Origin of the sequence: Nocardiopsis sp. NPDC049922, from assembly GCF_040660275.1 — a bacterium.
Taxonomy (GTDB): domain Bacteria; phylum Actinomycetota; class Actinomycetes; order Streptosporangiales; family Streptosporangiaceae; genus Nocardiopsis.
Genome location: NZ_JBFAME010000006.1, coordinates 1 through 26,822 on the forward strand (window position 1 = coordinate 1; position 26,822 = coordinate 26,822).

Annotated in this window: 23 protein-coding genes; 14 read left to right on the forward strand and 9 right to left on the reverse strand. The window is 72.1% G+C overall.

Annotation, left to right across the window (positions count from 1 at the left end):
- The 3 genes from AB0I72_RS12840 to AB0I72_RS12850 form a co-directional block, all read right to left on the reverse strand.
- Window positions 1-66: hypothetical protein (locus AB0I72_RS12840; RefSeq protein WP_358567561.1), on the reverse strand; the 66-nt coding region annotated here is incomplete at its 3' end.
- A gap of 142 nt (window positions 67-208) precedes the next feature.
- Entirely contained in the window at window positions 209-487 is a 279-nt protein-coding gene (locus AB0I72_RS12845) for a hypothetical protein (protein WP_358566712.1), read from the reverse strand.
- A complete protein-coding gene (locus tag AB0I72_RS12850; protein WP_358566716.1) occupies window positions 484-1,242 on the reverse strand; it encodes a PspA/IM30 family protein in 759 nt (252 codons plus the stop codon). Before AB0I72_RS12850 ends, AB0I72_RS12845 begins: the two co-directional genes overlap by 4 nt.
- A gap of 117 nt (window positions 1,243-1,359) precedes the next feature.
- On the opposite strand from AB0I72_RS12850, the gene AB0I72_RS12855 reads away from it, so the two are divergent.
- Window positions 1,360-2,001, forward strand: coding sequence for a DUF3043 domain-containing protein (locus AB0I72_RS12855; RefSeq protein WP_358566719.1), 642 nt, complete (start codon window positions 1,360-1,362; stop codon window positions 1,999-2,001).
- A 130-nt stretch (window positions 2,002-2,131) separates the two neighbouring features.
- Window positions 2,132-3,142 carry an aldo/keto reductase family protein gene (locus AB0I72_RS12860; RefSeq protein ID WP_358566721.1) on the forward strand — a complete coding sequence of 337 codons (1,011 nt, stop codon included), beginning with the start codon at window positions 2,132-2,134 and terminating at the stop codon, window positions 3,140-3,142.
- A gap of 61 nt (window positions 3,143-3,203) precedes the next feature.
- Here the strand turns inward: AB0I72_RS12860 and AB0I72_RS12865 are convergent, their stop codons facing one another.
- Window positions 3,204-3,410: a hypothetical protein gene (locus tag AB0I72_RS12865; protein WP_358566722.1), complete on the reverse strand. Its 207-nt coding sequence runs from the start codon at window positions 3,408-3,410 to the stop codon at window positions 3,204-3,206.
- A 206-nt stretch (window positions 3,411-3,616) separates the two neighbouring features.
- Here AB0I72_RS12865 and AB0I72_RS12870 point away from each other — a divergent pair, with 206 nt between their 5' ends.
- The 10 genes from AB0I72_RS12870 (at window position 3,617) to AB0I72_RS12915 (ending at window position 15,305) form a co-directional block, all read left to right on the forward strand.
- Complete coding sequence (locus AB0I72_RS12870) at window positions 3,617-4,609, forward strand: bifunctional adenosylcobinamide kinase/adenosylcobinamide-phosphate guanylyltransferase (protein ID WP_358567564.1); 993 nt, start codon at window positions 3,617-3,619, stop codon at window positions 4,607-4,609.
- Between the two features lie 26 nt (window positions 4,610-4,635).
- Window positions 4,636-5,394, forward strand: a complete 759-nt coding sequence (locus AB0I72_RS12875; protein ID WP_358567567.1) for an adenosylcobinamide-GDP ribazoletransferase — start codon at window positions 4,636-4,638, stop codon at window positions 5,392-5,394.
- 306 nt (window positions 5,395-5,700) lie between these two features.
- Window positions 5,701-7,215 (forward strand): leucyl aminopeptidase, encoded by a 1,515-nt coding sequence (locus AB0I72_RS12880; RefSeq protein WP_358566724.1) that lies wholly within the window; start codon window positions 5,701-5,703, stop codon window positions 7,213-7,215.
- Window positions 7,216-7,353: 138 nt separating this feature from the next.
- Entirely contained in the window at window positions 7,354-8,730 is a 1,377-nt protein-coding gene (lpdA, locus tag AB0I72_RS12885) for a dihydrolipoyl dehydrogenase (RefSeq protein WP_358566725.1), read from the forward strand.
- A gap of 103 nt (window positions 8,731-8,833) precedes the next feature.
- Entirely contained in the window at window positions 8,834-10,570 is a 1,737-nt protein-coding gene (gene sucB, locus AB0I72_RS12890) for a 2-oxoglutarate dehydrogenase, E2 component, dihydrolipoamide succinyltransferase (protein ID WP_358566726.1), read from the forward strand.
- 160 nt (window positions 10,571-10,730) lie between these two features.
- Window positions 10,731-11,294, forward strand: coding sequence for an NAD(P)H-dependent oxidoreductase (locus AB0I72_RS12895; RefSeq protein WP_358566727.1), 564 nt, complete (start codon window positions 10,731-10,733; stop codon window positions 11,292-11,294).
- A gap of 374 nt (window positions 11,295-11,668) precedes the next feature.
- Complete coding sequence (locus AB0I72_RS12900; protein ID WP_358566728.1) at window positions 11,669-12,601, forward strand: TIGR01777 family oxidoreductase; 933 nt, start codon at window positions 11,669-11,671, stop codon at window positions 12,599-12,601.
- 10 nt (window positions 12,602-12,611) lie between these two features.
- Window positions 12,612-13,316: a lipoyl(octanoyl) transferase LipB gene (gene lipB, locus AB0I72_RS12905; RefSeq protein WP_358566730.1), complete on the forward strand. Its 705-nt coding sequence runs from the start codon at window positions 12,612-12,614 to the stop codon at window positions 13,314-13,316.
- Between the two features lie 97 nt (window positions 13,317-13,413).
- On the forward strand, window positions 13,414-14,391 hold the full coding sequence (gene lipA, locus AB0I72_RS12910; RefSeq protein WP_358566733.1) for a lipoyl synthase: 978 nt from the start codon (window positions 13,414-13,416) through the stop codon (window positions 14,389-14,391).
- Window positions 14,392-14,582: 191 nt separating this feature from the next.
- Window positions 14,583-15,305: a DUF4191 domain-containing protein gene (locus tag AB0I72_RS12915; protein WP_358566736.1), complete on the forward strand. Its 723-nt coding sequence runs from the start codon at window positions 14,583-14,585 to the stop codon at window positions 15,303-15,305.
- 103 nt (window positions 15,306-15,408) lie between these two features.
- Here the strand turns inward: AB0I72_RS12915 and AB0I72_RS12920 are convergent, their stop codons facing one another.
- The 3 genes from AB0I72_RS12920 to AB0I72_RS12930 all read right to left on the reverse strand — a co-directional run bounded on the left by AB0I72_RS12920 (window position 15,409) and on the right by AB0I72_RS12930 (window position 19,133).
- The gene (locus AB0I72_RS12920) at window positions 15,409-16,749 is read right to left on the reverse strand and encodes an LCP family protein (protein ID WP_358567570.1); all 1,341 of its coding nucleotides are present in this window, start codon (window positions 16,747-16,749) and stop codon (window positions 15,409-15,411) included.
- Between the two features lie 190 nt (window positions 16,750-16,939).
- Window positions 16,940-18,379: an LCP family protein gene (locus AB0I72_RS12925; RefSeq protein ID WP_358566739.1), complete on the reverse strand. Its 1,440-nt coding sequence runs from the start codon at window positions 18,377-18,379 to the stop codon at window positions 16,940-16,942.
- A 283-nt stretch (window positions 18,380-18,662) separates the two neighbouring features.
- Entirely contained in the window at window positions 18,663-19,133 is a 471-nt protein-coding gene (locus AB0I72_RS12930) for a transporter (RefSeq protein ID WP_358566742.1), read from the reverse strand.
- 331 nt (window positions 19,134-19,464) lie between these two features.
- Between AB0I72_RS12930 and glnA the strand changes: the two genes are divergently transcribed.
- On the forward strand, window positions 19,465-20,889 hold the full coding sequence (gene glnA, locus AB0I72_RS12935; protein WP_358566745.1) for a type I glutamate--ammonia ligase: 1,425 nt from the start codon (window positions 19,465-19,467) through the stop codon (window positions 20,887-20,889).
- Window positions 20,890-21,030: 141 nt separating this feature from the next.
- Window positions 21,031-24,084 (forward strand): bifunctional [glutamine synthetase] adenylyltransferase/[glutamine synthetase]-adenylyl-L-tyrosine phosphorylase, encoded by a 3,054-nt coding sequence (locus AB0I72_RS12940; RefSeq protein WP_358567573.1) that lies wholly within the window; start codon window positions 21,031-21,033, stop codon window positions 24,082-24,084.
- Window positions 24,085-24,096: 12 nt separating this feature from the next.
- On the opposite strand, the gene AB0I72_RS12945 is transcribed toward AB0I72_RS12940, so the two are convergent.
- A complete protein-coding gene (locus AB0I72_RS12945) occupies window positions 24,097-25,989 on the reverse strand; it encodes a carbohydrate-binding module family 20 domain-containing protein (protein WP_358566748.1) in 1,893 nt (630 codons plus the stop codon).
- Window positions 25,990-26,385: 396 nt separating this feature from the next.
- A complete protein-coding gene (locus tag AB0I72_RS12950) occupies window positions 26,386-26,724 on the reverse strand; it encodes a hypothetical protein (RefSeq protein WP_358566751.1) in 339 nt (112 codons plus the stop codon).
- Window positions 26,725-26,822 lie beyond the last annotated feature (98 nt).

The following is a 26,822-nucleotide window of genomic DNA, read 5'->3' on the forward strand; positions in this document are numbered from 1 at the left end:
CGCACCGCGCAGGGAGTCGGGCACGATCCCCGCGTCCTCCAGCGCCTCCCAGCCCAACTCCAGCATCAGGCGTTGCTGCGGGTCGCGGCGGCCGTGGGCGACACTCGCGCGCGCTGGCGTCGGACGCGACCGACCGCTCCGGTCGGCGCGCTCCGTCCGCTGTCCGGGCCGCCCGCCTGGACGGACGGCGGCGTGCCCGGTCAGGGGGCTAGCCGGGGATGAGGCCGTCGTCCTGGAGCATCTCCCGCACCTCGTCCATGGTGGCGTCGGCGGGCGGGAGGATGAACTGCGAGGGCTCCAGCGCGTCGGGGGGCAGGGGCTTGCCGTCCTCGCGCACCCTGGCCAGCAGGTCGTGCAGGGCCTCGCGGAACCTGTCCTCGTCACCGGACTCGATCGCCGCCTCCAGCGAGGCGTCGAAGGAGTTCAGGACGTCGAGGTCGGCGTCGGTGAGGTCGAGCTGCCCCTCACCCATGATGCGGACGATCATGAGCCCTCCCGGTTGTTGCCGCCCTCGATCTGCGGCGCGGAGCCGCCGCCGTTGCCCTGTCCGAGCTCCAGCTTCATGCGCTCCAGTTCGGCCTCGACACCGGTGGAGCTGGCCATCCGGTCGAGCTCGGCCTGGATGTCGTCCTTGGCGGTGCCGGTGACGTCGTCGAGCGCCCCGGAGGCCAGGAGTTCGTCGACCGCGCCCGCGCGGGCCTGCATCTCGGCGGTCTTGTCCTCCGCACGCTGCACCGCCATGCCGACGTCGCCCATCTCCTCCGAGATCCCGGAGAAGGCCTCGCTGATCTGCGTCTGGGCCTGGGCGGCGGTGTAGGTCGCCTTGATCGTCTCCTTGCGGGTGCGGAAGGCGTCCACCTTCGCCTGGAGGCGCTGGGCCGCCATCGTGAGCTTCTGCTCCTCGCCCTGGAGGTTGGCGTGCTGCTCGCGCAGGCCCTCGATCTGGCTGCTCAGACCGGAGCGTCGCGTCAGGGCTTCGCGGGCGAGGTCCTCCCGGCCCTGGGTCAGGGCCGCGCGCCCCTGGTTCTCCAGCTTCCCGGACTGCTGCTCCAATTGCTGGATCTGCAACTCGACGCGCTTGCGGGAGGTGGCGACGTCCGCCACACCACGACGAACCTTCTGTAGGAGCTCAAGCTGCTTCTGGTACGAGTAGTCGAGGGTTTCCCTGGGGTCCTCGACCGAGTCCAGGGCCTTGTTGGCCTTGGACTTGAAGATCATCGAAAGTCGCTGAAACACGCTCATCGGCGTGGCCGTCCCCTTCTCGGTGCGTACATCGGCTGTTCCCAGCGGGCGCTTCGCCCAACCCTACGCGGTCTGGCCCGCGGTCGCCATAAAGCTGTGACCGGCTACCCTGAGGGTGTGTTCCGACGTCGCTCCGCTTCCGCAGCCACGGATTCGAAGGCATCCGAATCCGCCAGCCATGAGGCCACTGAGTCCACCCAACCTAAGGGATATACCCCCAAGAAGGGTGTCCCCACCCCAAAGCGCAAGGAATCCGAACGGGACCTGCGCCGACCGCTCAACGCCCCCCAGTCGCGCAAGGAGGCCTACCGGGCCTACCGCGAGCGCCTCGACCGCCAGCGCGGGCGCACCGCCCGCGACGGGGGCGCGGCCAAGGGCGAGGAGCGCTACTTCCGGCCCCAGGACCACGGTGAGGCCCGGGCCTTCGCCCGTGACTTCGTCGACTCGCGCCGCAGCCTCAGCGAGTTCTTCCTGCCGCTGTCGGTCCTCATCGTCCTGCTGATGTTCGTGAACAACCCCACCGCGCAGATGGTCGTGGCCTACGTGCTGTGGCCGCTGATGATGGTCACGATCGTCATCGAGGGCGTCCTCGTGGGCCGCACGGTGAAGAAGCGCGCCGGCGCGTACTTCCCGAACGACGCCAGCGTGAAGGGGTCGGGCCTGTACGCGGCGATGCGGCAGATCCAGTTCCGTCGCCTGCGCCTGCCCAAGCCCCGGGTGAAGCTCCGCGAGGACCCCACTCCGCGCCACGCGCGCTGAGGGGGCTCCCCGAACCCGTGAGTAGGGCCGGTGCGCGCGCCGGCCCTTCACTCCACCCAGAATGGGAGCGCTCCCCATACGTGGGACGTCTCTGTCGCGCCTCGGCCCGTGTCCCGTTACAGTGCTCCGCATGGACTTTCGGCATCTTGGCAACAGCGGTCTGGTCATCAGCGAGATCGCCTACGGGAACTGGATCACCCACGGATCCCAGGTCGAGGAGGAGACGGCCGTCTCCTGCGTGCGCGCGGCACTGGACGCGGGTGTCACCACGTTCGACACGGCCGACGTCTACGCACAGGGCAGGGCGGAGGAGGTCCTCGGCCGGGCGCTGAAGGGCGAGCGCCGGGACGGCCTGGAGATCTTCTCCAAGGTCTACTGGCCCATGGGCGAGGGCAGGAACGACCGGGGGCTGTCCCGCAAGCACGTCATCCGCGGCGCGGAGGACTCCCTCCGCCGCCTGGGGACCGACTACCTGGACCTGTACCAGGCGCACCGGTTCGACCACACCACCCCGCTGGAGGAGACGATGCGGGCCTTCGAGGACCTGGTCCGCCAGGGCAAGGTCCTCTACGTGGGCGTCTCCGAGTGGCGGGCCGAGGAGATCGAGCGCGCGCTGAAGATCGCCGACGAGATGGGGTTCGACCGCATCGTCTCCAACCAGCCGCAGTACAACATGGTGTGGCGGGTCATCGAGTCCGAGGTCGTCCCCGTGTGCGAACGCGAGGGCATCGGCCAGATCGTGTGGTCGCCCATCGCGGGCGGGGTGCTCACCGGCAAGTACCGTCCCGGCCAGGCCGCGCCGAGCGGCTCGCGCGGGGCCGACCCCAGGAGCAGCCACTTCGTCAAGGACATGACCGAGGACGAGGCGCTCCTGCGGAAGGTCGCGGAGCTGGAGCCGCTGGCGGCCGAGGCCGGGCTGAGCATGGCCCAGCTCGCGGTCGCCTGGGTCCTGCGCAACCCCAACGTGTCCGCCGCGATCGTCGGCGCCTCCCGTCCGGAGCAGGTGCGCGACAACGTCGGGGCGGCCGGGGTCACGCTCGACGACGCTCTGGTCGCCCGCATCGACGAGGTCCTGGGCGACAGCGTCCGGCGCGACCCGGCGCTGACGAGGAGCCCGGAGGACGTCCACGACCTCGGCTGACCGCCTCGGGACGCGTCGGGCCCCGGCCGCCGCGCGGCGGCCGGGGCCCGCGCGGTCCCCGCTACTCGGCCGTCTCCAGGGCCATCGCGTAGACCTCCCGGTCGCCGTCCATGAGCGCGACCCGGTCCACGCCGCCCTCGGTCAGCTCCCGCCAGTTCTCGCCCAGCCAGCTCTCCGCGTCGCCCCGGGAGGTGAACGCCTCGGCGGGCAGGTCCTCACCCGGGGGGGTCGCGCCGTCCGCCTCGATGTACCGCCAGGTCCACGCCATGTCCGGCCGCCCTTCGTCGCGGTTCTCCCGGTGTCGGTCACCGGCTCCCGCCCCGAGCTTAACCAAGGCTTGGCGCCCCATGCTGTTTACTTCTTCGCGTGCGTATCCGATTCCTCGGGACAGCGGGTCACGCGGGCTGGCCGACCCCGCAGTGCGCCTGCGCCTCCTGCAACCAGGCCCAGACGGAGCGCCGTCTGCCCCTGCGCGTGACCGTCGACGACCGCTTCCGCCTCCGTGAGGAGGGCGCGGCCGGACCGGTGCCCCCCGGGTACACGGTCGCGCGCACCCCGGACGGCGTCCTGGTCGAGGGCACCGACGGCGGGCGTCTGCTCTTCGCCCGCTCCACGCAGGGACCGCCGCCGGGCGGTCCGCCCGCGCCGCACCCGGACGACTCCTCCGGTTACTCCTCGACGGCCCCGCCCCAGCAGGTGGACATGGTGATCGTCGACGCGGCCCGCCGGCCGGAGGTCATCGGGGAGCTGCGCCGTTCCGGGGTGATCGGGGTGACGACGGCGGTCGTGGCGGTCGGCGGCGACCACCGGATCCGTTCACCACGGGAGTTCGCCCGCCGGGCCCGCCTGTGGGGCGCGTTCGCCCCCGGCGACGGCCACGAGATGTCGTGCCCGCCCGCGGTCTGGCCCGAGTCCCGCCCGCGCGGCCCGCACCGCGTGCTGATCACCGGCGGGGTGCGGTCGGGCAAGTCCACCGAGGCGGAACTGCGACTGCTCGCCGAGCCCCGGGTGGTCTACGCGGCCACCGGCCCCCTTCCCGATCCGGAGAACGACCCCGAGTGGGCCGGACGGGTCGCGGCGCACGCCGAACGCCGTCCGTGGTGGTGGCGGACCGAGGAGACCTCCGACCTGGTGGCGCTGCTCAAGGGCGCGCACGGCGCGGTCCTGGTCGACTGCCTGGGCACCTGGCTGACCGGGGTCATGGACCGGCACGGCCTGTGGGAGGACCCGCCCTCGCCCGAGGCCGAGGCGCGGGTGGAGGCCGAGGTGCTGGACCTGCTGGAGGCGTGGCGGAGCACCACCGCCTACGTGGTGGCGGTGTCCAACGAGGTGGGTTCGGGGGTCGTCCCGCCGACCCGCGCCGGACGGCTGTTCCGCGACCACCTGGGCAGGCTCAACCAGTGGATCGGGGCCGAGTCCGAGGAGGTCGTCCTGGTGACGGCGGGACGCGTCCTGGAGCTGCCGTGACCGGCGACGCCGCCGCGGGCGCGCGGATGGCGGTGGGGACGTTCACCGTCCTGCCCGTGCGCGTGGAGCGCGCGGACCGCGCCGCCGCCGGATGGGCGATGTTCTGGGCGGTTCCCCTGGGCGCGGTGCTCGGCGCCGTCCTCGGAGCGGTGGCCGTGGCGGGCTCGGCGCTGGGGCTGGCGGATCCGTTGGCCGCGCTGCTGGCCGTCGGCCTGGGCGCGCTGCTCACCCGCGCACTGCACCTGGACGGGTTGGCCGACCTCGCCGACGGGCTCGGGAGCGGTCGGCCCGCCGAGGACGCGCTGACGGTGATGCGCAGGTCGGACATCGGACCGTTCGGCGTCGTCACGCTGGTGGTCGTGCTGGCCGCGCAGGTGCTGGCGCTCGGGCAGCTGGTCGGGGCGGGGCCCGGCGCCGCCGTGGTCGGCGCGGCCGCGGCGTGGTCCGTGGGACGGCTGGCCGTGACCCTGGCGTGCACGCCGCGGGTGCCCTCGGCCCGGTCCGAGGGGCTGGGCGCGTGGGTGGCGGGGACGGTGCGCCTCCCGCTGGCGGCGGGGGCGTGCGCGATCGTCGCGGGGGTGTGCGCGACGGGCCTGTTCACCTCGCCGTGGGCGACGGCGGGCTGTGCCGCGGGGGCGGTGGCCGGGCTGTCCGCGGCGGGCGCGCTGCTGCGGAGGTCGGTGCGACGGCTCGGCGGGATCACCGGCGACGTGTTGGGGGCCCTGGTGGAGTCCGCGACCGCGACGGCGCTGGTCGTGGCGGCGGCCGTCACCGCCTGGGGGTGACGGTGCGTCCCGTGACGGGGACCGCTTCGTGCCAACCTCCAACGCCCCCACGGGCCGGTGTCACCATCATCACATTTTTTCACACCGAGTTTCGCGACTGGTCCGCGCGGGCAACGACCGCCGCTCCGGGCGATCCCGTGCGACACCCCCCACCGGCGGCCAGAGGGCCCCTCCCAGCGCGCGGCGGGCCCGGTCGCCCCGGGGAACGGCCCTGTTCCCGCCGGGCGCGGAGTGCCGCGCCAGGGCCCGTGGGGGCGCGGGGTGCCGCGTCGCCGCCGTGTTCACGGGGCGACTAGCATCGGGGACGTGAGCACGTCGTTGTCAGTACATACGGAGTCCCCCAGTTCGCTCGACGCCGACGCGGTTGTCGTCGGTTACCACTCCGGAGGCGACGCTCCGGAGCCCGCGTCGGGCGCTCATGACGTCGACGCCGCCTTCTCCGGCGGTCTCGGCTCGACCCTGTCGCTCCTGGGAGCGAGCGGCGAACCCGAGGAGGTGCACACCCTTGCCTCCCTCGGAGCCGTCTCGGCCCCGGTCGTCGTCGCGGTCGGTCTCGGCCCGGCGCCCGCCGACGGTCCCGTCGACTCCGACACCCTGTCCCGCGCCGCCGGCGCCGCCCTGCGTTCGCTGTCCTCGCGTCCCGAGGGCGCCGGGCGCGTCGTCCTGGCCCTCCCCGCCCAGACCGCCGACCAGGCGGGCGCCGTGGCGCTCGGGGCCCAGTTGGGCGCCTACTCCTTCGACCGGTACCGCACCGGTGAGAAGGCGCGCAGGCGCGCGGACCGGTCCCTCGACCTGACCGTGGCCTCCACCGCCTCCGGCGCCGCCGAGGCCGTGGAGCGGTCCAGGGTCCTGGCCGAGGCCGTCGCCCTCACCCGCGACCTGGTCAACGCCGCCCCCGCCGACCTGGTCCCCGAGGACCTGGCCGCGGCGGCCCAGGACGTCGCCGCCACGACCGGCCTCCAGATCGAGATCCTGGACGAGCAGGCCCTCGCCGAGGGCGGCTACGGCGGTCTGACCGGCGTCGGCCAGGGTTCGACCAACCCGCCCCGCCTGGTCCGCCTGGCCCACACCCACCCGGAGGCCACGAAGACCGTCGCCTTCGTCGGCAAGGGCATCACGTTCGACTCCGGCGGCCTGTCCCTCAAGCCCGCGGCCTCGATGGACTGGATGAAGTCCGACATGGCCGGCGCCGCCTCCGTGCTCGCCGCCATGCGCGCCATCGCCGCGCTGGAGCTGAGGGTCAACGTCGTCGGCTACCTGGCCGTGGCCGAGAACATGCCCAGCGGCACCGCCCAGCGCCCCTCCGACGTCCTGAGCATCTACGGCGGCAAGACCGTCGAGGTCCTCAACACCGACGCCGAGGGCCGCCTGGTCATGGCGGACGCCCTGGTCCGCGCCCACGAGGACGAGCCGGACCTGATCGTGGACATCGCCACGCTGACGGGCGCCCAGCTCGTCGCGCTCGGCACCCGGGTGTTCGCCGTCATGTCCAACGACGACGCGATCCGCGACGAGGTCGTCGCCGCGGCCGGCGCCGCCGGTGAGGCCGCCTGGCCGATGCCGCTGCCCTCCGAGCTGCGCTCGGGCCTGGACTCGGCCGTGGCCGACATCGCCAACGTCGCCGGGGAGCGCTGGGGCGGCATGCTCTCCGCGGGCGTGTTCCTCAAGGAGTTCATCGAGGACGGCGTCAAGTGGGCGCACCTCGACATCGCGGGCCCGTCCTTCAACCAGGGCGGACCGCACGGCCACACGCCCAAGGGCGGCACGGGTGCGGGCACGCGCACCCTGGTCCGCATCGCCGAGGAGTACACCACCGAGTAGCAGGACCCGGGGAGCGACGGCGCCCAGCCGGACCGCCGCCCCTCCCCGGCCCCCGCGGACCGGGCGCCGTCCCCCCACACGTGCCGGTTCCGCGACCCACCACCGGAATCACCAGCCACAAACAAGGAGTTCGTTCCCGTGAGTGAGAGCGGCGGCACCTTCGACCTCGTCGTCCTTGGCGGCGGCAGCGGCGGCTACGCGGCGGCGCTGCGCGCGGCGGAGCTCGACATGAGCGTCGTCCTGATCGAGAAAGACAAGCTGGGTGGGACCTGCCTCCACCGAGGCTGCATCCCCACCAAGGCGCTCCTGCACTCGGCCGAGGTCGCCGACTCCGCCAGGGAGAGCGAGAACTTCGGTGTCAGGGCCACCTTCGAGGGCATCGACATCGAGGCGGTCCACACGTACAAGGACAAGGTGATCAGCGGCCTGCACAAGGGCCTGACCGGGCTGATCAAGTCCCGCAAGATCACCGTCGTCGAGGGTGCGGGCCGCCTCACCGGGCCGGACGAGGTCACCGTCGACGGCGCCGTCTACAAGGGCCGCAACGTCCTGCTCGCCACCGGTTCCCAGCCCAAGACCCTGGGTCTGGACATCGACGGCGAGAAGGTCATGACCAGCGACCAGGCGCTCGGCCTGGACCGCGTCCCCGAGTCGGTCATCGTCCTGGGCGGCGGCGTCATCGGCGTGGAGTTCGCCAGCGTCTGGCGGTCCTACGGCGCCGACGTCACCATCGTCGAGGCCCTCCCCCACCTGGTCCCGGTGGAGGAGGAGTCCAGCTCCAAGCTGCTGGAGCGGGCCTTCCGCAAGCGCAAGATCAAGTACGAGCTCGGCACCCCCTTCGAGTCGGTCAAGACCACCGACGCGGGTGTGACGGTCACGCTCCAGGGCGGCAAGACCCTGGACGCCGAGGTGCTGCTCGTCGCCATCGGCCGCGGCCCCGTCTCCGAGGGCCTCGGCTACGAGGAGCAGGGCGTCACCCTGGACCGCGGCTTCGTCAAGGTGGACGAGAACCTGCACACCGGTGTGGGCAACGTCTACGCGGTCGGCGACCTGATCCCGACCCTCCAGCTCGCCCACGTCGGTTTCGCCGAGGGCATCTTCGTCGCCGAGCACATCGCCGGGCTCAACCCGCCCGCGATCGACTACGACGGCGTCCCGCGCGTCACCTACTGCGAGCCCGAGGTGGCCTCGGTCGGCCTGACCAGCAAGGTGGCCAAGGAGCGCGGCCACGACGTGGTCGAGATGAACTACAACCTGGCGGGCAACGGCAAGAGCCAGATCCTCCAGACGCAGGGCGCCGTGAAGGTCATCGCCGAGAAGGACGGCCCGGTCCTGGGTGTCCACATGGTCGGCAGCCGCGTCGGCGAGCTCATCGCCGAGGGTCAGCTGATCTACAACTGGGAGGCGCTGCCCTCGGAGGTCGCCCAGCTCATCCACCCGCACCCGAGCCAGTCCGAGGCGCTGGGCGAGGCGCACCTGGCTCTGGCGGGCAAGCCGCTGCACGTCCACGACTGACCGCACCACCCGGGGGCGGGCCGACGCGGCCCGCCCCCGCCGCACCCGCGCTGCCCAGTCAAGGCGCTGGGCAGATTCCGCGCCCAGATCCAACGAGGAACCCATGCCGACTTCCGTTTCCATGCCCGCCCTGGGTGAGAGCGTCACCGAGGGCACCGTCACCCAGTGGCTGAAGAACGTGGGCGACACCGTCGAGGTGGACGAACCACTCCTGGAGGTCTCCACCGACAAGGTGGACACCGAGATCCCGTCCCCGGTCGCGGGCGTACTCACCAAGATCCTCGTCGACGAGGACGAGACCGTGGAGATCGGCGCGGAGATCGCGATCATCGGCGGCGAGGGCGAGACCGCCGACGAGTCCGAGAGCGCTCCCACGGCCGAGGCCGCCGAGCCCGGGCCGGTCCCGGAGGCCGAGCCCGAGCCCGAGGCCGCTCCGGAGCCCGCCGCCGGGGCCGGGCCGTCGCCCGCTCCCTCCGCCGGCGGTCCGGAGACCGCGGTGACCATGCCCGCGCTGGGTGAGAGCGTCACCGAGGGCACCGTCACCCAGTGGCTCAAGAGCGTCGGCGACACCGTCGAGGTGGACGAACCACTCCTGGAGGTCTCCACCGACAAGGTGGACACCGAGATCCCGTCCCCGGTCGCGGGCGTACTCACCAAGATCCTCGTCGACGAGGACGAGACGGTCGACATCGGCGCCCAGATCGCGATCATCGGCGGCGAGGGCGGGGCGGCCGCTCCCCAGGCTCCGGCCCCGAAGGCCGAGCCCGCGCCGAAGCCCGAGCCGACCCCGGAGCCGAAGGCCGCCGAGCTCGAGGCCCCCGCCCCGGCCCGCAGGCCCGACGAGGTCCCGACCGTGGACATCGAGACGCTCAGCGGCACCGGCCGCGCGTCGGGCACCGACGCCGTCACCGAGGCGTACGTGACCCCGCTCGTCCGCAAGCTCGCCGCCGACAACCGCGTCGACCTGAGCCGGGTCAGGGGCACCGGCGTCGGCGGTCGGATCCGCAAACAGGACGTGCTGCGGGCCGCCGAGGAGCAGAAGGCGGCCGCCGCGCGCGCCGCGGCTCCCGCCGCCCCGTCCACGACGGCGCGCAAGGGCGCCACGGACACCTCCCTGCGCGGCCGCACCGAGAAGATGAGCCGCCTGCGCCGGTCGATCGCCGACCGCATGGTGGAGTCCCTCAACACCGCCGCCGAGACCACTCAGGTGATCGAGGTCGACGTCACCAAGATCGCGCGTCTGCGCGAGCAGGCGGGCGCCGACTTCGCCCAGCGCGAGGGCGTTGCGCTGGACTTCTTCCCCTTCTTCGCGCTCGCCGCGGTGGAGGCCCTGAGGAGCGCTCCGAAGCTCAACGCGGTCATCGACGGCGACAACAACGAGGTCAGCTACCACGACGTCGAGAACCTCGGCGTCTCGGTGGACACCGACCGCGGTCTGCTCGTCCCGGTGATCCGCGACGCGGGCCGCCTGGGCCTGACCGACCTGGCGCGCAACATCACCGCGCTGACCGAGCGGGCGCACACCGGTCTGCTGAGCCCGGACGAGCTCGGCGGCGGCACGTTCACCATCGCCGACACCGGGAGCAGCGGCGCCCTGTTCGGCACGCCGATCATCAACACCCCGCAGGTGGCGATCCTGGGCACGGGGGCGGTCGTCAAGCGTCCCGTGGTGGTGGAGGACCCGGCGATGGGCGGTGAGGTCATCGCCGTCCGGTCGATGGTCTACCTGTCCCTGTCGCACGACCACCGCCTCATCGACGGCGCCGACGCGGGCCGCTTCCTCCAGGCCCTGAAGCAGCGCCTGGAGGAGGGCGCGTTCGAGGCCGACCTGGGTCTGTAGCCCCCCGGCTCCCGCCGTCCCCGCCGGGCCGGACACCGCGTACGGTGTCCGGCCCGGCGGTGTCCGGGGCCCGCGCGGCGGGCCCCGGTTTGACCTCAAGTCGGGTCAAGGTTCTACCGTGGACGCCGTTCACCCCCCATCAGTGGACACAAGGACGTACATGGACAACCTTCGTATCGCGGTCATCCTGGGCGGCAACCGGAGCGGCCTGACGGGCCCGGCGGTCACCCGCTGGTTCCTCGACCGGGCGCGGGGGCACGGAGGCGCCGAACTCGACGTGCTCGACGTCGCCGACCTCGGTTCCGCCGAGGGCCACGGTGAGCCGCTCCACGACTTCGGCGCCCGGATCGAGGCCGCCGACGCCTTCGTCGTCCTCACCCCCGAGTACAACCACGCCTTCCCCGGGCCGCTGAAGGCGGCGATCGACTCCGCCCGCCACGAGTGGGCCGCCAAGCCGGTCGGGTTCGTCTCCTACGGCGGGCTGTCCGGCGGCCTCCGCGCGGTCGAGCAGCTCCGGTTGGTCTTCAGCGAGCTGCACACGGCGACCCTGCGCGACACGGTCAGCTTCCACAACGCGCAGACGCTCTTCGCCCCGGACGGCACCCCCAAGGAGGACATGTCCGGCACCGAGGCGGCCGTGGACACCCTGCTCGACCTGTTGCTGTGGTGGGCGCGGGCACTGCGGTCGGCGAGGGAACGCGAGCCCTATCCGGGGCGGCCATGACCCACCGGGACCGGTGCCGGGTCGAGCGCCGTGGCGGCCGCGCCCCGGACGTGCTCCATCGCGGCCACGAACGCCTCGCGGGACACGAGACGGGGCGGCGCCGACGGCGCCGCCCCGCTCTTACCCCACCAATCACCATCCCCTGATGATCCCCATCATCAAAGGTCTGAGGGCGGGCGAACACGGCCGAACCGGCAGTGCGTCGCCCACGGTAGCCCCGCGCTGACGCGGAGTTCCCTGTCCCACCTTCAACCTAGAAGACCGCGGCGCCTCCCGCAGGTCTTTCGCCGAAAAACCCCGGGAAATTGTGGGCGGCCCCCGTGTCCGCCCGAGCCCGGCGGTCCGCGGGCGCCCGCCGGGGTAGGCCTGAGGTCATGAGAGTCGCGATCACAGGAGCCTCGGGGCTCATCGGCGGCGCGTTGGCCGCGTCCCTGCTCGCGGACGGCCACTCGGTGGTCCGGCTGGTGCGTCACGCTCCGCGCGCGGAGCGCACCGCCCGCCTGGAGGAGGCGGAGTGGCGCCCCGAACAGGGCCGGGTGGACACCGTCGCGCTGCACGGCGCCGACGCCATCGTGCATCTGGCGGGCGCGCCGGTCGGCCACACCCCGTGGACCCGCCGCAGACGTTCGCTCATCCGGCGCAGCCGGGTCCGGGGCACCCGGCAGCTGTGCCGCGCGGTCGCCGCCATGGACGCGCCTCCCCCACGCCTGCTCAGCGGATCGGGGCTGTACTTCTACGGGGACACCGGAGGGTCCGTGGCCACGGAGGCCTCCCCGCCCGGCGCCGGATTCCTGTCCGAGGTCGCCCAGGCCTGGGAGGCCGCCACCGCTCCCGCCGAGGAGGCGGGTGTGTCGGTGGCGCACCTGCGCACGGCGGTCGTGCTGGACCGCTCCGGCGGCCTGCTGCGGTCGGTCCTGCCGCTGTACCAGGCCGGGCTCGGCGGACGGCTGGGGTCGGGCGCCCAGTACATGAGCTGGATCGCCCTGCGGGACCACGTGGGGGCGCTCCGCTTCCTCCTGGAACACCCCGAGATCACCGGCCCGGTGAATCTGTGCGCCCCGGAGCCGGTGAGCAACGCCGCCTTCTCCGAGGCGCTCGGACGGGCGTTGGGACGGCCCACCCTGCTCCCCGTCCCGGCCACGGCGCTGCGCGCGACGCTCGGCGACGTCGCCGAGGAGACCGCGTTGCTGGACCTTCGCGCGGTGCCCGAACGTCTTGTGAAGGCCGGTTATTCCTTCACGTTCCCCACCATCGACAGTGCGCTATCCGACATCCTGGCCAGACCCCACCCCCGCGCCGGGGCGTAAGGTGGTGGGCGTGAGTGATCTCGTTTACGCATGGATGGGCGAATCGCCGGTCCCGTTCCACCAGGGCTGGGACCTCCAGAAGCGGCTCCACGAGCGCCGCGTCGCCGACGAGGTGGCCGACACGGTCCTCCTCCTGGAGCACGAGCCCGTGTACACGGCGGGCAAGCGCACCGGAAGGTGGGATCGTCCCATCACCGACCCCGGCGCCCCCGTCGTCGACATCGACCGCGGTGGGAAGATCACGTGGCACGGGCCGGGTCAGCTGACCGTGTACCCCATCGTCCGGCTGCGCGACCCCGTCGACGTGGTCGCCTACGTCCGCATGCTGGAGGAGGCCATCATCCGCACGATCGCGGAGTACGGCCTCACCGGGAGGCGGGTCGAGGGCCGCACCGGAGTGTGGTTGGACGCCGACCCCGACCGCGGCCTCATCGAACGCAAGATCGCCGCGATCGGCTGCCGCATCGCCCGCGGGGTCGGGATGCACGGGCTCGCGGTGAACTGCGATAATGATCTGTCGTGGTTTGATCGGATCGTCCCGTGCGGCATCTCCGACGCCGGCGTCACCACGATCACCGCCGAGGTCGGGCGCGACGTGACCGTCGGCGACGTTCGGCCGCGCATCGAACGACACCTCGCGGACGTCCTCGGCGCGGACGGATACAGCCACACCGACGGCGCCGCGCTGCTCTCCGGCGCCGCCGCCCGAGGATGACCACCCAGACCAGCCACCAGTCCCCCACCGGGACCCAGTGCCCCCACGAGGGGCGGAGTCGTCCCCGTCACGGGGCACAGAAGGGAACGGGTTCACGTTGACCGTCGCTCCTGAGGGCCGCAAGCTGCTGCGCGTGGAGGCGCGCAACAGCGAGACCCCCATCGAGAAGAAGCCGCCGTGGATCAAGATCAAGGCGCACATGGGGCCCGAGTACTCCGAGCTCCACTCCCTCGTCAAGAAGGAGGGCCTGCACACGGTCTGCCAGGAGGCCGGGTGCCCCAACATCTACGAGTGCTGGGAGGACCGGGAGGCCACCTTCCTCATCGGCGGCGACCAGTGCACCCGGCGCTGCGACTTCTGCCAGATCGCCACGGGCAAGCCCACCGCGCTGGACCGCATGGAGCCGACCAAGGTCGCCAACTCCGTGAAGACGATGGGGCTGCGGTACGCCACCGTCACGGGCGTGGCCCGCGACGACCTGGAGGACGGCGGCGCGTGGCTCTACGCGGAGACGGTCCGCAAGATCCACGAGCTCAACCCGGGCACCGGCGTCGAGCTGCTCATCCCCGACTTCAACGCCGACCCCGACCAGCTGGCCGAGGTCTTCGGGTCGCGTCCCGAGGTGCTGGCGCACAACACGGAGACGGTGCCGCGCATCTTCAAGCGCATCCGCCCGGGTTTCCGCTACGAGCGCTCCCTGGAGGTCATCACCCGCGCCCGCGAGGACGGCCTGGTCACCAAGTCGAACCTCATCCTGGGCATGGGCGAGACCCGCGAGGAGATCAGCGAGGCCATGCGGGACCTGCACGAGGCCGGGTGCGACCTGCTGACCATCACCCAGTACCTGCGCCCCTCCAAGCTGCACCACCCGATCGACCGCTGGGTGAAGCCGGAGGAGTTCGTGGAGCTGGGCGAGGAGGCCGAGGAGATCGGCTTCGCCGGGGTCATGTCCGGGCCGCTCGTGCGCTCGTCCTACCGCGCCGGACGCCTGTACAAGCAGGCGAAGGAGAAGCGTGACGCACAGGCCGTCTCCGGGACGGACCCGTCGCGTTCGGACGTGACGGCACAGTCGTAACCAAGCTGGAACGGTGGCCCTCGGGCCACCGTTCCGGAGTCGTGGGGCCGCCCGCCTATCCTGGAGGGGAGAGGCGCCCCGCTGGCGGCGCCGGATGGCGCCGCACGTAGGTCGACCGCGAAGAGGAGGCAAGGCAGCCCAGGGACGCCGTTCCCCGCCGACCCCGTCGGCGCACGCTGCCTGAGAGCACGATGGCGAAGAAGCCCAAGGGTTCCGAGAAGACGACCCCCGCCAAGGGCCAGGCCGACAAGCAGCCGGGTCGGCTCAAGCAGATCGGCATGGTCGCCAAGGTCGTCCACCAGCAGAGCCCGCGCAGTATCCCGATCGCCGTGGCCGTCGCGGTCGTCGTCCTCGCCGTCGCCGTGGCGGTCGGCGCCTGGACCGGAGCCTGGCTGGTGTGGACGCTCACGGGCCTCCCGGTGGCCTTCCTGGTCGGCTTCGTCATCTTCACCCGGTCGGCCCAGCGCGTCCAGTACACGATGCTCGACGGCCGTCTCGGCGCGGGGATGGCGATCCTGGAGAACATGCGCGGCAACTGGATCGTCGAGCCCGGAGTGGCCGGGAACAAGCAGATGGACGTCGTCCACCGCGTGGTCGGCCGCCCCGGCGTGATCCTCGTCGGCGAGGGCGACCCGGGCCGTCTGCGCCCGCTGATCGCCGGTGAGAAGAAGCGGGTCGCGCGCGTGGCGCACGACATCCACATCTACGACTTCAAGGTCGGCAACGGCGAGGACCAGGTCCCGCTCGACAAGCTCCAGCGCACGCTGGTCAAGCTGCCGAGGCTCCTGGACAAGCCGGACATCGCCGAGCTGAACTACCGGCTCAAGGCGCTCCCGTCCGCCATGCAGATGCCCAAGGGCCCGATGCCCAAGGGCGCCAAGCTGCCCAAGGGGATGCGCGGCCGGATGGGTTAGCCCGATCCCACGGGTTCGAGGGGGCCGTCCCGACGCGGGACGGCCCCCTCACGCGTGTCCCCCTCCGCCTCGGGGGTGACGAGGTCCCGGGCCGGATCGGTGGTCAGTCGCAGGAGACCCGGTCGGCGGCGGACCTGCTGTCCAGCCCGTCGAGCGGGTCTCCCCCGTCTCCGCCCGAGCCCGCGGTGTCCAGGCCCGCCCAGTCGGCGGCGCCCATGACCAGCTCCAGCTCGTCGCCGAGGTCGGCGTCCTCCTCCACCGCGGCGGTGTCGAGCGCGGCGGCCAGGACCCTGGCCTGTGCCCCGCGGCCGGGGGCGTGGTAGACGGTGGTCGCGTCGGCGGACCGCTGGGCCGCGTCGCCGATCCCGGTGACCGTGAAGCCCTCGGCGGCCAGCAGGGGTTCGACCTGGGCCGCCAGCCCGTCGGTCCCGGTGCCGTTGAGCAGCCGCAGGGAGACGTCCGAGGGCTCGACGTCCTCCTCGGCCGCGCCGTCGCCGCCGCCCTCGTCCTCCTCGGCCAGCGTCTCGCCGGCGGCCACCGCCGCGAACAGCTCGCTCGCCTGGGGCTCCTGGACCTCCACCTTGTACTCGAAGGTCGGCGAGTCCACGACCGGCACCATCACCATGGTCATCCGGTCGAGGTCCACGTCGCGCAGGGCGATGACCAGCTCGGCCATCCGGTCCACGGTGAGCGTGTCGTCGGTGACGAGGTTGTCGGTGACCGAGTCGAGGAAGGAGTGGACCGAGGAGGGGCTGGAGAGGAACTCGCCGCTGGTCACCTCGCGCGCCAGCGCGCCGATCAGGCGCTGCTGGCTCTGGATGCGCCCCATGTCGTTCCGGTTCTCGGTGCTGTCCCGGGACCTGGCCAGCCCGAGTGCCTCCGCCCCGTCGAGCGTCTGCTCGCCGGCCTCCAGCCGGAGGTGGGCCTTCGGGTCGTGGATCGGCTCGGGGATGCACATCCGCACGCCGCCGACGGTGTCGACGATGTCCTCGAACCCGGCGAAGTCCACCTGGACGATGTGGTCGAGGCGGATGTCGGTGGCGGTCTCCACGGTGTTGCCCAGGCAGCTGAGCCCGCCGTACATCATCGCGTGGTTGATCTGGTCCCGGCCGCCGGACCACCCGGAGGAGCCGTCCACCGGGTCGCAGGCCGGGATGTCCACGATGAGGTCGCGCGGCACGTTCACCATCGTCACCTCGCCCGCGTCGACGTTGGCGTTGACGATGACCAGGACGTCGGGCCGGTCGCCGCCCGACTCGGTGTCGACGCCGAGGAGCAGGATGTTGCGGACGCCCTCGACGCTCACGGGGCGATCGCCCCAGGCGTCGGTGTCGATCTCCTCGGTCTGGATATCGAACGCGGACGCGTAACCCGCGTAGGCGGTCAGGCTGACCGCGATGAGCAGGGCCGTGAGCGCGCACGCGACCCACTGCCCGGCGGTCATGATCGAGCGCCGGGCGAGGAGGGGGGACACGCGTTGGGGAGCCATGGGGCACCGATCCGGTATGGGGCGGGGAGGGGTGTCCGACGGGGGATCTGTGCTCGGCACACGGAAACGGACGTATCGGCCGGATGCTACCCGACCGGCACGACCCCGCGCGGGTCCGACCGGAGCGGTCCTCCTCAGCCCCGGGTCAGCAGGGGCTGTCCTGCGCGGCCTCCGCGGTGGTGCCGCCCAGCTCCTCCGTGACGGAGGCCTCGGACCCGGCGGAGTCCCCGCCCCCGACACCGGCCCAGTCCTCGCCGAGGACCAGTTCGAGGTCGGCGGTCAGCCCCTCGGCCTCCTCGACCACGGCCTGCCCCAGGGCGTCGGCCAGGACCGAGGCCGCGGCCTCCTGGCCGGGCGCGTGGTAGACGGTGGTCACGCCCGGGAATCGCACCTCGGGGTTGCCGGTGTTGGTGACGTCGAAGCCCTCCGCCGCCAACTGCGTCCGGGCCTCGTTCGCCAGACCGGTGACGCCGGTGTTGTTGCGGACGTCGACCGTGATCTCCGAGGGGTCGGGGCCGGCCTCGTCGCCGCCGGAGTCGTCGGAGTCGCCGGACTCCTCCTCGTCATCGCCGCCGGTGAGGTCCTCGCCGTTGTTGATCGCCTGGAAGAGTTCCGAGGCGGCGGGCTCGCTCATGACGAGGCGGTTGGCGTCGTTGGGGTTCTGACCGTTGGGGACGGTGAGGAACTGGACGTTGCCCAGGTCGACCTCGCGCATGGAGATGGCGAGGTCGGTCATGATGTCGACGGTCAGCTCGCGGTCGGTCGAGATCGAGTCGGTGACCGCGCCGAGGAAGTTGGTGACGGTGACCGGACTCGTCATCACCTCGCTGCTCAGCACCTGGCGCAGCATCGCGCCCATGAACTCCTGCTGGCGCTCGATGCGGGAGAGGTCGCTGCCGTCCCCCTGGCCGTAGCGCGAGCGCACGAAGCCGAGCGACTCCTCGCCGCTCAGGGTCTGGAGCCCGGCGTCCAGCTCCAGGTGGGCCTTGGGATCGCTGACCGGTTCGGGGATGCACATCTCCACGCCGCCGATGGCGTCCACCATGCCCCTGAACCCGGTGAAGTCCATCATGACGAAGTGGTCCAGGTGTACCCCCGTGACCTGCTCCACGGTGCTCCACTGGCAGCCGACGCCGCCGAAGGTCATCGCGGAGTTGAGCATGCCCGTCTGGGGATCCATCCCCTCGTACCCCTCGGCCGGTTCGCACCCCGGCAGCTCCACGACCAGGTCGCGGGGCAGGTTCACCAGGGTCGCCGTCCCGTTGTCGACGTTGATGCTGGCGATGAGCATCGTGTCGGGGCGCTCGCCCTCGGCCTCGCCGTAGTCGGCGTTCTCCCCCGAGCGGATGTCGGAGCCGAGGATGAGCAGGTTCATCACGCCCTCGACGCTCACCGGCCGGTCCCAGGCGTCGGTGTCCACGTCATGGGTGGTGATGTTGCCGACGATCCCCTGGTACCACCCGTATCCGCCCAGGCTGGCGACAATGGCCAGCGAGGTGGCCGCGCACGCCACCCACTGACCAGAGGACATCCGCGCACGGTCGAACGCGCGCGGGGAGCGGGGAGCGGAGCGTCTACCAGCCATACGAACCTTCGGGGTGGTGCGTTGCGACCCGTCGGGGGGCGGGGTCATGGGACCCATGGGTCAAGATTGTTCCCAGGGAGAGTAATGAACGGATGTTAACAGCAGCTAAGAAGGGGAGCGTCCCTCTCTGCGTGGAGTTTCGGCCAGGAGGGCGCGCACCCACGGACATCCGTCCGACGCCCCCGGACGTGAACAGCGGTGGAAGCGCTGGTGAGAGGCGCGCGACGGCGAGGAGAACGCACGTCGGCCGACCGTCGACCCGAAGGATTCCTTGACAGGATGCTCACAAGCGTGTGGCCACGGTGCCCGCAGCGCGGTCGTGCAGGCCACGGGTGTCACGGTCGTAGATGACCGCAGGGATGACCAGACACAGCAGCAGGGTGCGGACGGTCATCGACACGAACCACGGCCAGGAACGCTCACCCGTGGCGGTGATCCCGACCCCGACCACGCGGCGGCCGACGGAGGTGCCGAAGAGTGTGAGCAACACGATGGTGGTGGCGGCGTACACGACCAGGGCCGTGTTGCTGATCAGCGGGGCGACCTCCGCCTGCCCGGACAGACCGGAGCCGATCAGCCCCGCGCGGTACGCGAGCCAGGCGAGCAGCATCGCCAGCGCCCAGTCGAGCGCCAGACCGACCAGGCGGCGACCGACGCCGGGCACGGAACCGGCGCCGCTCTCGGGCAGCCCCATGCGGTTGCCCCGGTAGCGGAAGTCGTCCTCGGCCGTGCCGCCGCCCCTGTCGTCGCTCATACCCTTCACGGTATCGGCCCGGTCGACGGGGGCGTGCCGACCGCGGTGGTCCGCGGGCCGCACACGGCGCGCGCAGGGGTGTGGCTCCGGTCACGGGAACCCTCCGCCGGACGCCCTGATTCCTCCCGTTCCGTGGCGGAATCACCGGGTAACACGGGTTGGTCTGCGAAAACGACGGGCTCCGTAACATGCAGGAAACAATCGAGACATGGTGTGGAAACCACGCGCTCCTAGCTTCGATGGCGAAGCCGGGAGGCGGCGTGCGCTCCGGGACGTCCGCGACGGAGCGGATCGGAGCCGGCCGTCTCAGCCACCTGCACGGAGGTTCGTTTTGTTCAGCAGCGTCGACGAGGTGCTCGCCTATATCCGAAACGAGGACGTCAAGTTCCTCGACGTCCGGTTCACGGACCTGTTCGGAGGCGTGAACCACGTCACCCTCCCGACCGAGAACGTCGACGAGTCGACGTTCACCGATGGCCAGATGTTCGACGGGTCCTCGATCCGCGGCTTCCAGGCCATCCACGAGTCCGACATGCTGCTGCTCCCCGACCTGAGCACCGGCGTGGTGGACCCGTTCCGCAAGCACAAGACGCTGAACATGACGTTCTTCGTGCACGACCCGCTGACGCTGGAGTCCTACAGCCGCGACCCGCGCAACGTCGCCCGCAAGGCCGAGGCGTACCTGCGCGGCTCGGGCGTCGCCGACACCGCCTTCTTCGGTCCCGAGGCCGAGTTCTACATCTTCGACGACGTCAAGTTCGAGACCCGCGCCAACACCGGCTTCTACGAGATCGACTCCATCGAGGGCGCCTGGAACACCGGTTCCTCGATCGAGGGCGGCAACCGCGGCTACCGTCCGCGCTACAAGGGCGGCTACTTCCCCGTCGAGCCGGTCGACCACTACAGCGACCTGCGCTCCGACATGGTCCGCACCCTGATCGACTCCGGCCTGGAGGTCGAGCTCCAGCACCACGAGGTCGGCACCGCGGGCCAGGCCGAGATCGGCATCAAGTTCGGCACGCTGCTCCAGCAGGCCGACCGCGTGCAGCTGTACAAGTACATCGTCAAGAACGTCGCCAACGCCGCGGGCAAGACGGCCACGTTCATGCCCAAGCCGCTGTTCGGCGACAACGGCTCCGGCATGCACTGCCACCAGAGCCTGTGGAAGGACGGCGCGCCGCTGTTCTTCGACGAGTCCGGCTACGGCCAGCTCTCCGACACCGCCCGCTACTACATCGGCGGTCTGCTCAAGCACGCGTCGGCGCTGCTCGCCTTCACCAACCCGACGGTGAACTCCTACCACCGCCTGGTGCCGGGCTACGAGGCCCCGATCAACCTGGTCTACAGCCAGCGCAACCGCTCGGCCTGCATCCGCCTGCCGCTCACCGGTTCGAACCCGAAGGCCAAGCGCATCGAGTTCCGCGTGCCGGACCCGTCGGCCAACCCGTACCTGGCCTTCTCCGCGATGCTCATGGCGGGCATCGACGGCGTCAAGAACAAGATCGAGCCGCCGGAGCCGGTCGACAAGGACCTGTACGAGCTGCCCCCGGCCGAGGCCCAGGCGATCAAGACCGTGCCCGCGTCGCTGGACGAGGCCCTGGAGGCCCTGGAGGCCGACCACGAGTTCCTGCTCGAGGGCGGTGTCTTCACCAAGGACCTGCTGGAGACCTACGTCGACTTCAAGCGCACCGAGGAGATCGACTCCCTGCGCCTGCGTCCGCACCCGCGCGAGTTCGAGCTCTACTACGACATCTAGGTCGTCGGACAGCTTCCGGGGGTGACGCGCCCGGTGCGCGCACCCCGCTCGGGGCCGGTATCCGCTCGGATACCGGCCCCGACCCGGTTCCGGGGCCCGCCCGGCTACCGTTGACGCGTGGCAAGGGACGGAAAGACCAACATGACAGCAGGCGCGCTGGCCAGGCGTGGCTTCAGCGACAGCACCCGGGCCCTGCGACTGGTGGAGGAGGCCGGTCTGGACCCCCGGGCCGACACCGACGTCATCGACGCCCTCGCGGAGGCCCCGGACCCCGACCAGGCCCTGCTCGGCCTGATCCGGGTCCTGGAGGCCGCCCCGGACCCCGACGAGGTCCTGGCGGTGCTGCGCGAGGACCCGGACCTGCGCACCCGGCTGTGCGGGGTGCTCGGCACCAGCACCGCGCTCACCGACCACCTGGCCCGCCACCCGGGCGACTGGCGGGAGCTGCGCGGCGCCGACGCCGCCCGCACCCCGGAGCCCGAGGAGCTGCGCCGGGGCCTGCTGCACACCGTCGGCGCCGACCCCGACTCCCCCGCGCCGACCGCCGCCGTGTTCGACGGCGGCTCGCTCGACGGCCTCCGGCACACCCTGCGCGTGGCCTACCGCAGGCGGGTCCTGCGCCTGGCCGGACGCGACCTGTCCGGGCTGTGCACCGTCGACGAGGTCGCCGCCGAACTGGCCGACCTGGCCGCCGCGGCCCTGGACGCGGCGTTGGCCGTGGCCCGCGCCGAGCACCCCGAGGACGCGGCGCGGTGTCGTCTGGCCGTGATCGGGATGGGCAAGTGCGGCGGTCGGGAGCTGAACTACGTCAGCGACGTCGACGTGGTGTTCGTGGCCGAGCCCGCCGAGGTTCCCGGGGGCGAGGAGCCGGTGGACGAGCAGGCGGCGATGCGCGCCGCCACCCGGCTGGCGACCGCCATGATGCGCATCCCGTCCGAGACCGACGCCGAGGGCGTGCTGTGGGAGGTGGACCCGGCGCTGCGCCCGGAGGGGAAGAACGGCCCGCTGGTCCGCCCGCTGTCGAGCCACCTGGCCTACTACGAGCGGTGGGCCAAGACCTGGGAGTTCCAGGCACTGCTCAAGGCCCGTCCCATCGCGGGGGACGCCGAGCTGGGCGCCGCCTACCAGGCGGCGATCTCGCCGCTGGTCTGGGAGGCGGCCGGGCGCCGCGACTTCGTGGAGGACGTGCAGGCGATGCGCCGCCGCGTGGTGGCGCACATCCCGGCCGGGCAGGCCGAGCGCGAGCTGAAACTGGGGCCGGGCGGGCTGCGCGACATCGAGTTCTCGGTACAGCTGCTCCAGCTGGTCCACGGACGCACGGACGAGCGGCTGCGGTCGGGGCACACCCTGGACGCGCTGGCGGCCCTGTCCGAGCACGGGTACGTGGGCCGCAAGGACGCGGCGGGCCTGGCCGACGCCTACCGGTTCCTGCGCCGGGTGGAGCACCTGCTGCAGCTGGAGCGCCTGCGGCGCACGCACATGATGCCCGACCCCGCCAGCCCCGACGGGCCCGGGCAGCTGCGACGGCTCGGCCGGGCGCTGGGCTACACGGCGGACCCGGTGCGGGAGCTGACCGAGGCCCGGCGGAAGGTGTCCGCCGAGGTGCGGCGGCTGCACGAGAAGCTGTTCTACCGTCCGCTGCTCAACGCCGTGGCACGCCTGCCGGAGGAGGAGGCGCGGCTCTCGCCCGACCAGGCGCGGGCGCGGCTGGAAGCGCTGGGGTTCGCCGACCCGGGCGGGGCGCTGCGGCACCTGGAGTCGCTGACCTCGGGGGTGTCGCGGCGCGCGGCGATCCAACGGACGCTGCTCCCGGTCATGCTCGGGTGGTTCTCCGACGCGCCGGACCCGGACGCGGGCCTGCTGGGCTTTCGACAGGTGAGCGACGCGCTGGGCACGACCCCCTGGTACCTGCGGCTGCTGCGCGACGACGTGCGGGTGGCCGAGCGGATGGCCTGGCTGCTCGGGACCAGCCGGTACGTCACCGATCTGCTGCTCCGGGCTCCCGACGCGGTCGCGATGCTGGCCGACGACGCCGACCTGGAGCGCCGCGGGCCGGAGGTGCTGGCCGGGGAGGCCGAGGCGGCGCTGCGGCGCTACGACTGGTCCGAGGAGTCGGTGTCGGCGGTGCGGGCGCTGCGCCGCCGCGAGCTGCTGCGGACGGCCGCCGCCGACCTGTTGGGGGTGTCGTCGGTCCAGGAGGTGGGCGCGGCGCTGACGGACATCGCCGCGGTGACCGTCGAGGCGGCGTTGAAGGTGGCGTGCAACCGGGTGGTCGCCGAGTCCGGGGACGAGCCACTCACGCGGGTGTGCGTGGTCGCGATGGGGCGGTTCGGCGGCGGCGAGCTCACCTACGCCAGCGACGCCGACGTGATGTACGTGCACGACCCGCTGCCGGGGGCGGACCCGGACGCGGCGACGCGGCAGGCGCTGGCGATCGTGCGCGAGCTGGCCAGGCTGCTGGAGATGCCCGCCGCGGAGCCGCCGCTCAAGGTCGACACGGACCTGCGCCCGGAGGGGCGGAGCGGGCCGGTGGTGCGCACGCTGGACTCCTACGCGGCGTACTACGGGCGCTGGTCGCAGGTGTGGGAGAGCCAGGCGCTGCTCAGGGCCCGGCCGATCGCGGGCGACCCGGGGCTGCGCGCCTCGTTCACCGCGTTGATCGACCCGATCCGGTACCCGGCGGACGGCCTCGACGCGTCCGCCGTCCTGGAGATCCGCAAGCTCAAGGCCCGGATGGAGGCCGAGCGGCTGCCGCGCGGCGCGGACCCGACGCTGCACACGAAGCTGGGCCGGGGCGGGCTGTCGGACGTGGAGTGGGTCGCCCAGCTGGTGCAGTTGCGGCACGCCCACGCCTATCCCGACCTGCGGACCACGAGCACGCTGGAGGCGTTGGAGGTGGCCGTGGCCCACGGGTTCCTGGGCGCCGACGACGGTGCGGTCCTGGAGCGCGCCTGGCGGTTGGCGTCGAGGGTGCGCGGCATGGTGATGCTGGTGCGCGGCCGGGGCGGTGACTCGCTGCCCACCGATCTGCGGGTGCGGGCGGCGCTCGCGGAGGCGATGGGGTGCCACCGGGGCGCGGAGGCCGAGGACGGCGAGGAGGTGGCCGAGGGGCCCGCCGAGCGGTTGGTCGAGGTGTACCTGCGGACCACCCGGCGGGCGCGGTCGGTCATGGAGCACGCGTTCTACGACGACTGAGGAGTGGGGCCGTCAGCGCCAGTACTCGGTGAAGACCTGCGTGCAGCCGCCGCCGCTGTCGTCTCCGGTGGCGACGCGGTTGCCGCCGGACTCCCACTCGACGTTCCCGGCGCCGTCGGTCTTCACGTACTTGTACTCGAACTCGGTGCCGACCGGGAGGCCGGTCGACCCCCTCCACCAGGGGTAGGCGCCCTCGTCGGTGCGCAGGCGGACGCCGTCGGCCGGGTTCCAGGAGCCCAGTTCGGGGATGGAGCCCACGAGGTACACCTCCTGGCCGTAGTAGGTCTCGGCCCGGACGTGGAACTCGGCCGCGACGGTGGTGCAGTCGTCGCCCCCGCACTCGGCCGGGTCGTCGCACACGCCGCCGACGTGCAGCGCGACGGCGCCGTTCCCGGGGACCGACACGCTCACCCGACCGCCGGAGACGGTGAACGCGCCGTCGCCCGCCGCGTTCTCGTAGGTGCCGTCCGGGAGGCCGGTGTCCGTGGTCAGGTTCCAGGTCGCGCCGCTCGCGTTGAAGGCGGCGAACCCCCGCGAGCCGCGGTCGAAGGCCAGGCGGGAGCTCCCGTCGGTCGCGCGCTGGACCACGGCCGCGTCGCCCGTGGCGTTGCGGAAGGCGGCCATGCCCGCGACGGCGGGGTCGCGGTGCTCGCAGATCCAGGCGGCGCTGGCGCAGTCGGCGTCCTCGGTGATCCGTCCGGCGGGGTTGCCCTCGACCTCCCCGACGCTGGGCGGCCCCTGGGCCTCGTCCGCGAAGTCGTAGCTGGACATCACCACGGGGCTGCCGTAGGGGTGGGCGAGCATGAAGGCGGTGGCCAGGTAGTACCGGTCGCCGTCCTTGAAGGTGAGCGTGGGGTGGTACCGCTGGGTGTCGTGGTTGTCGACGAAGACGGTGGCCTGGTCGTCGGTGAGGCCGCCGTGGTCGGGCAGACCCGCCAGTCCGGAGATGGCGCCGTCGGCGAACCTCGCGGCGACGTCGCGCTGGTAGTCGAAGTTGGTGACGCGGTCGCCGTCGAAGGCGTAGGCGGTGTAGGGGATCGTGGCGTCGCCGTAGACCTCGTGGTAGACGTCGGGCTCCCCGCCGAAGCCGGGGACGTCGTCGAGGTCGGCGAAGATGTCCTGGACGTGTGCCTCCGGGACGTGCTTGGCGGCGTCCACTCGGAAGCCCGCCACGCCCATGTCCACCAGGCCGTTGAGGTAGCGCCGGATGCGGTCGCGCACGTGGGGGTCGGCGGTGTTCAGGTCGGAGAGCTCCAGGAGCTGGCAGTTCTGCACCTGCGACTTGTCGTTCCAGTCGGAGATGGGCTCGTAGCAGGGTCCGAAGTCGTCGCGGTCGTAGGCGGCCGACCCGTCGCCGAACAGGTCGGGGTAGGCGTAGTACTCCCATTCGGTGCCCGCGCTGCCGGTGCCGGATCCGGGGCCGGTCATGTGGTTGATCACGGCGTCGACGTAGATCCGCACCCCGTTGTCGCGGCAGGTGTCGACCATCGCCTGGAACTCGGCGGCGGTGCCGCGCCGGGTGTTGTCGATCCGGTAGGAGACGGGCTGGTAGTCCTGCCACCAGGGGTACTCGCCGCCCTCGGCCGAGGGGACGACCACGTGCTCCTGGGGCGGGGAGACCTGGACGCCGCCGAACCCCCGGGGGCCGAGGAAGTCCTCGCACTCGGCGGCGACGGAGTCCCACGTCCACTGGAACAGGTGGACGATCGTCTCGCCGTTGGCCACGGCGGTCGGGGACGCCTCGCGGGGGACGGAGGTCGTGGGCCGGGCGGTCGGCGTGGCCGCGGGGGTCGACGCCGTCGCCGAGGCGGCCGCGGGGGTCGTGGCCAGGACCGGGACGGCCAGTGTGACGCCGAGGAGGAGGGCGGAGGCGGCCCCGCCGAACCGGTGCCGTGTCGAGCTCATCTGTGCTCCTTGGGGGATTCCAGGCGAGGCCGCGATGCCCCGCCGTCGCACTCTTGCATGAACTGCAAGAGTTTGCGTTGGGGTGATGAACCTAACAGACTCGGTGGGCCTTGTGAACGGGGTGTCGCCTCCGTGTTTCGGCGATGACGTGGGGCGACGAGTGTCGGTGCGACGTGCCGGAACGCCGACGTGGTCGCGGATGCGGAGTGTGCGCGAGCCGGGAACGCACGGCCGTGACCTGCGGCGGGGACGCGGAGCGGTGCCCGCAATCCCATGGAAGGGCGACGCAAGACTCCGCAAGAGGACACAAGAAGACCGGCGACCGCGGGGGTCCACACCCCGCGGCCGCCGGTCTTCGCGCGGATCGGACGCCCCGGAGGGCCGCTTCCGACTCCCCTACCAGAACACCGCCACGCCGATGTTGAGGATCGCGAGGACGCCGGCGATGGTGGCCAGCCGGTTCGAGGGCTTGCGCAGGTTGAGGACGCCCACGACCACGACCGCCAGGGCGACGACCAGCTTGACGCCCACCTTGACGTGGTTGAGCTCCGGATCCCCGGCCATCTCGGCCGCACCGACGAGGGCCAGGCCGGTGACCAGCTGGAGGAGGGAGCTGTGCAGCAGGACCTTCGTCGACTTGGGGTTGCCGGAGATGACCTGCATGAGGAAGCCCGCGATGATACCGGCCAGGCCGATCATGTGCAGGAAGACGAGCGCGGAGTAGAAGATGTCCATGGCGCCAGACTACTACGGCGTGTAGTTTTCAGGCTCATTTTAATGACACACCGACGTAACGATACGCTCAGGAGGCGTATCGACACCGTGCGCCCCGC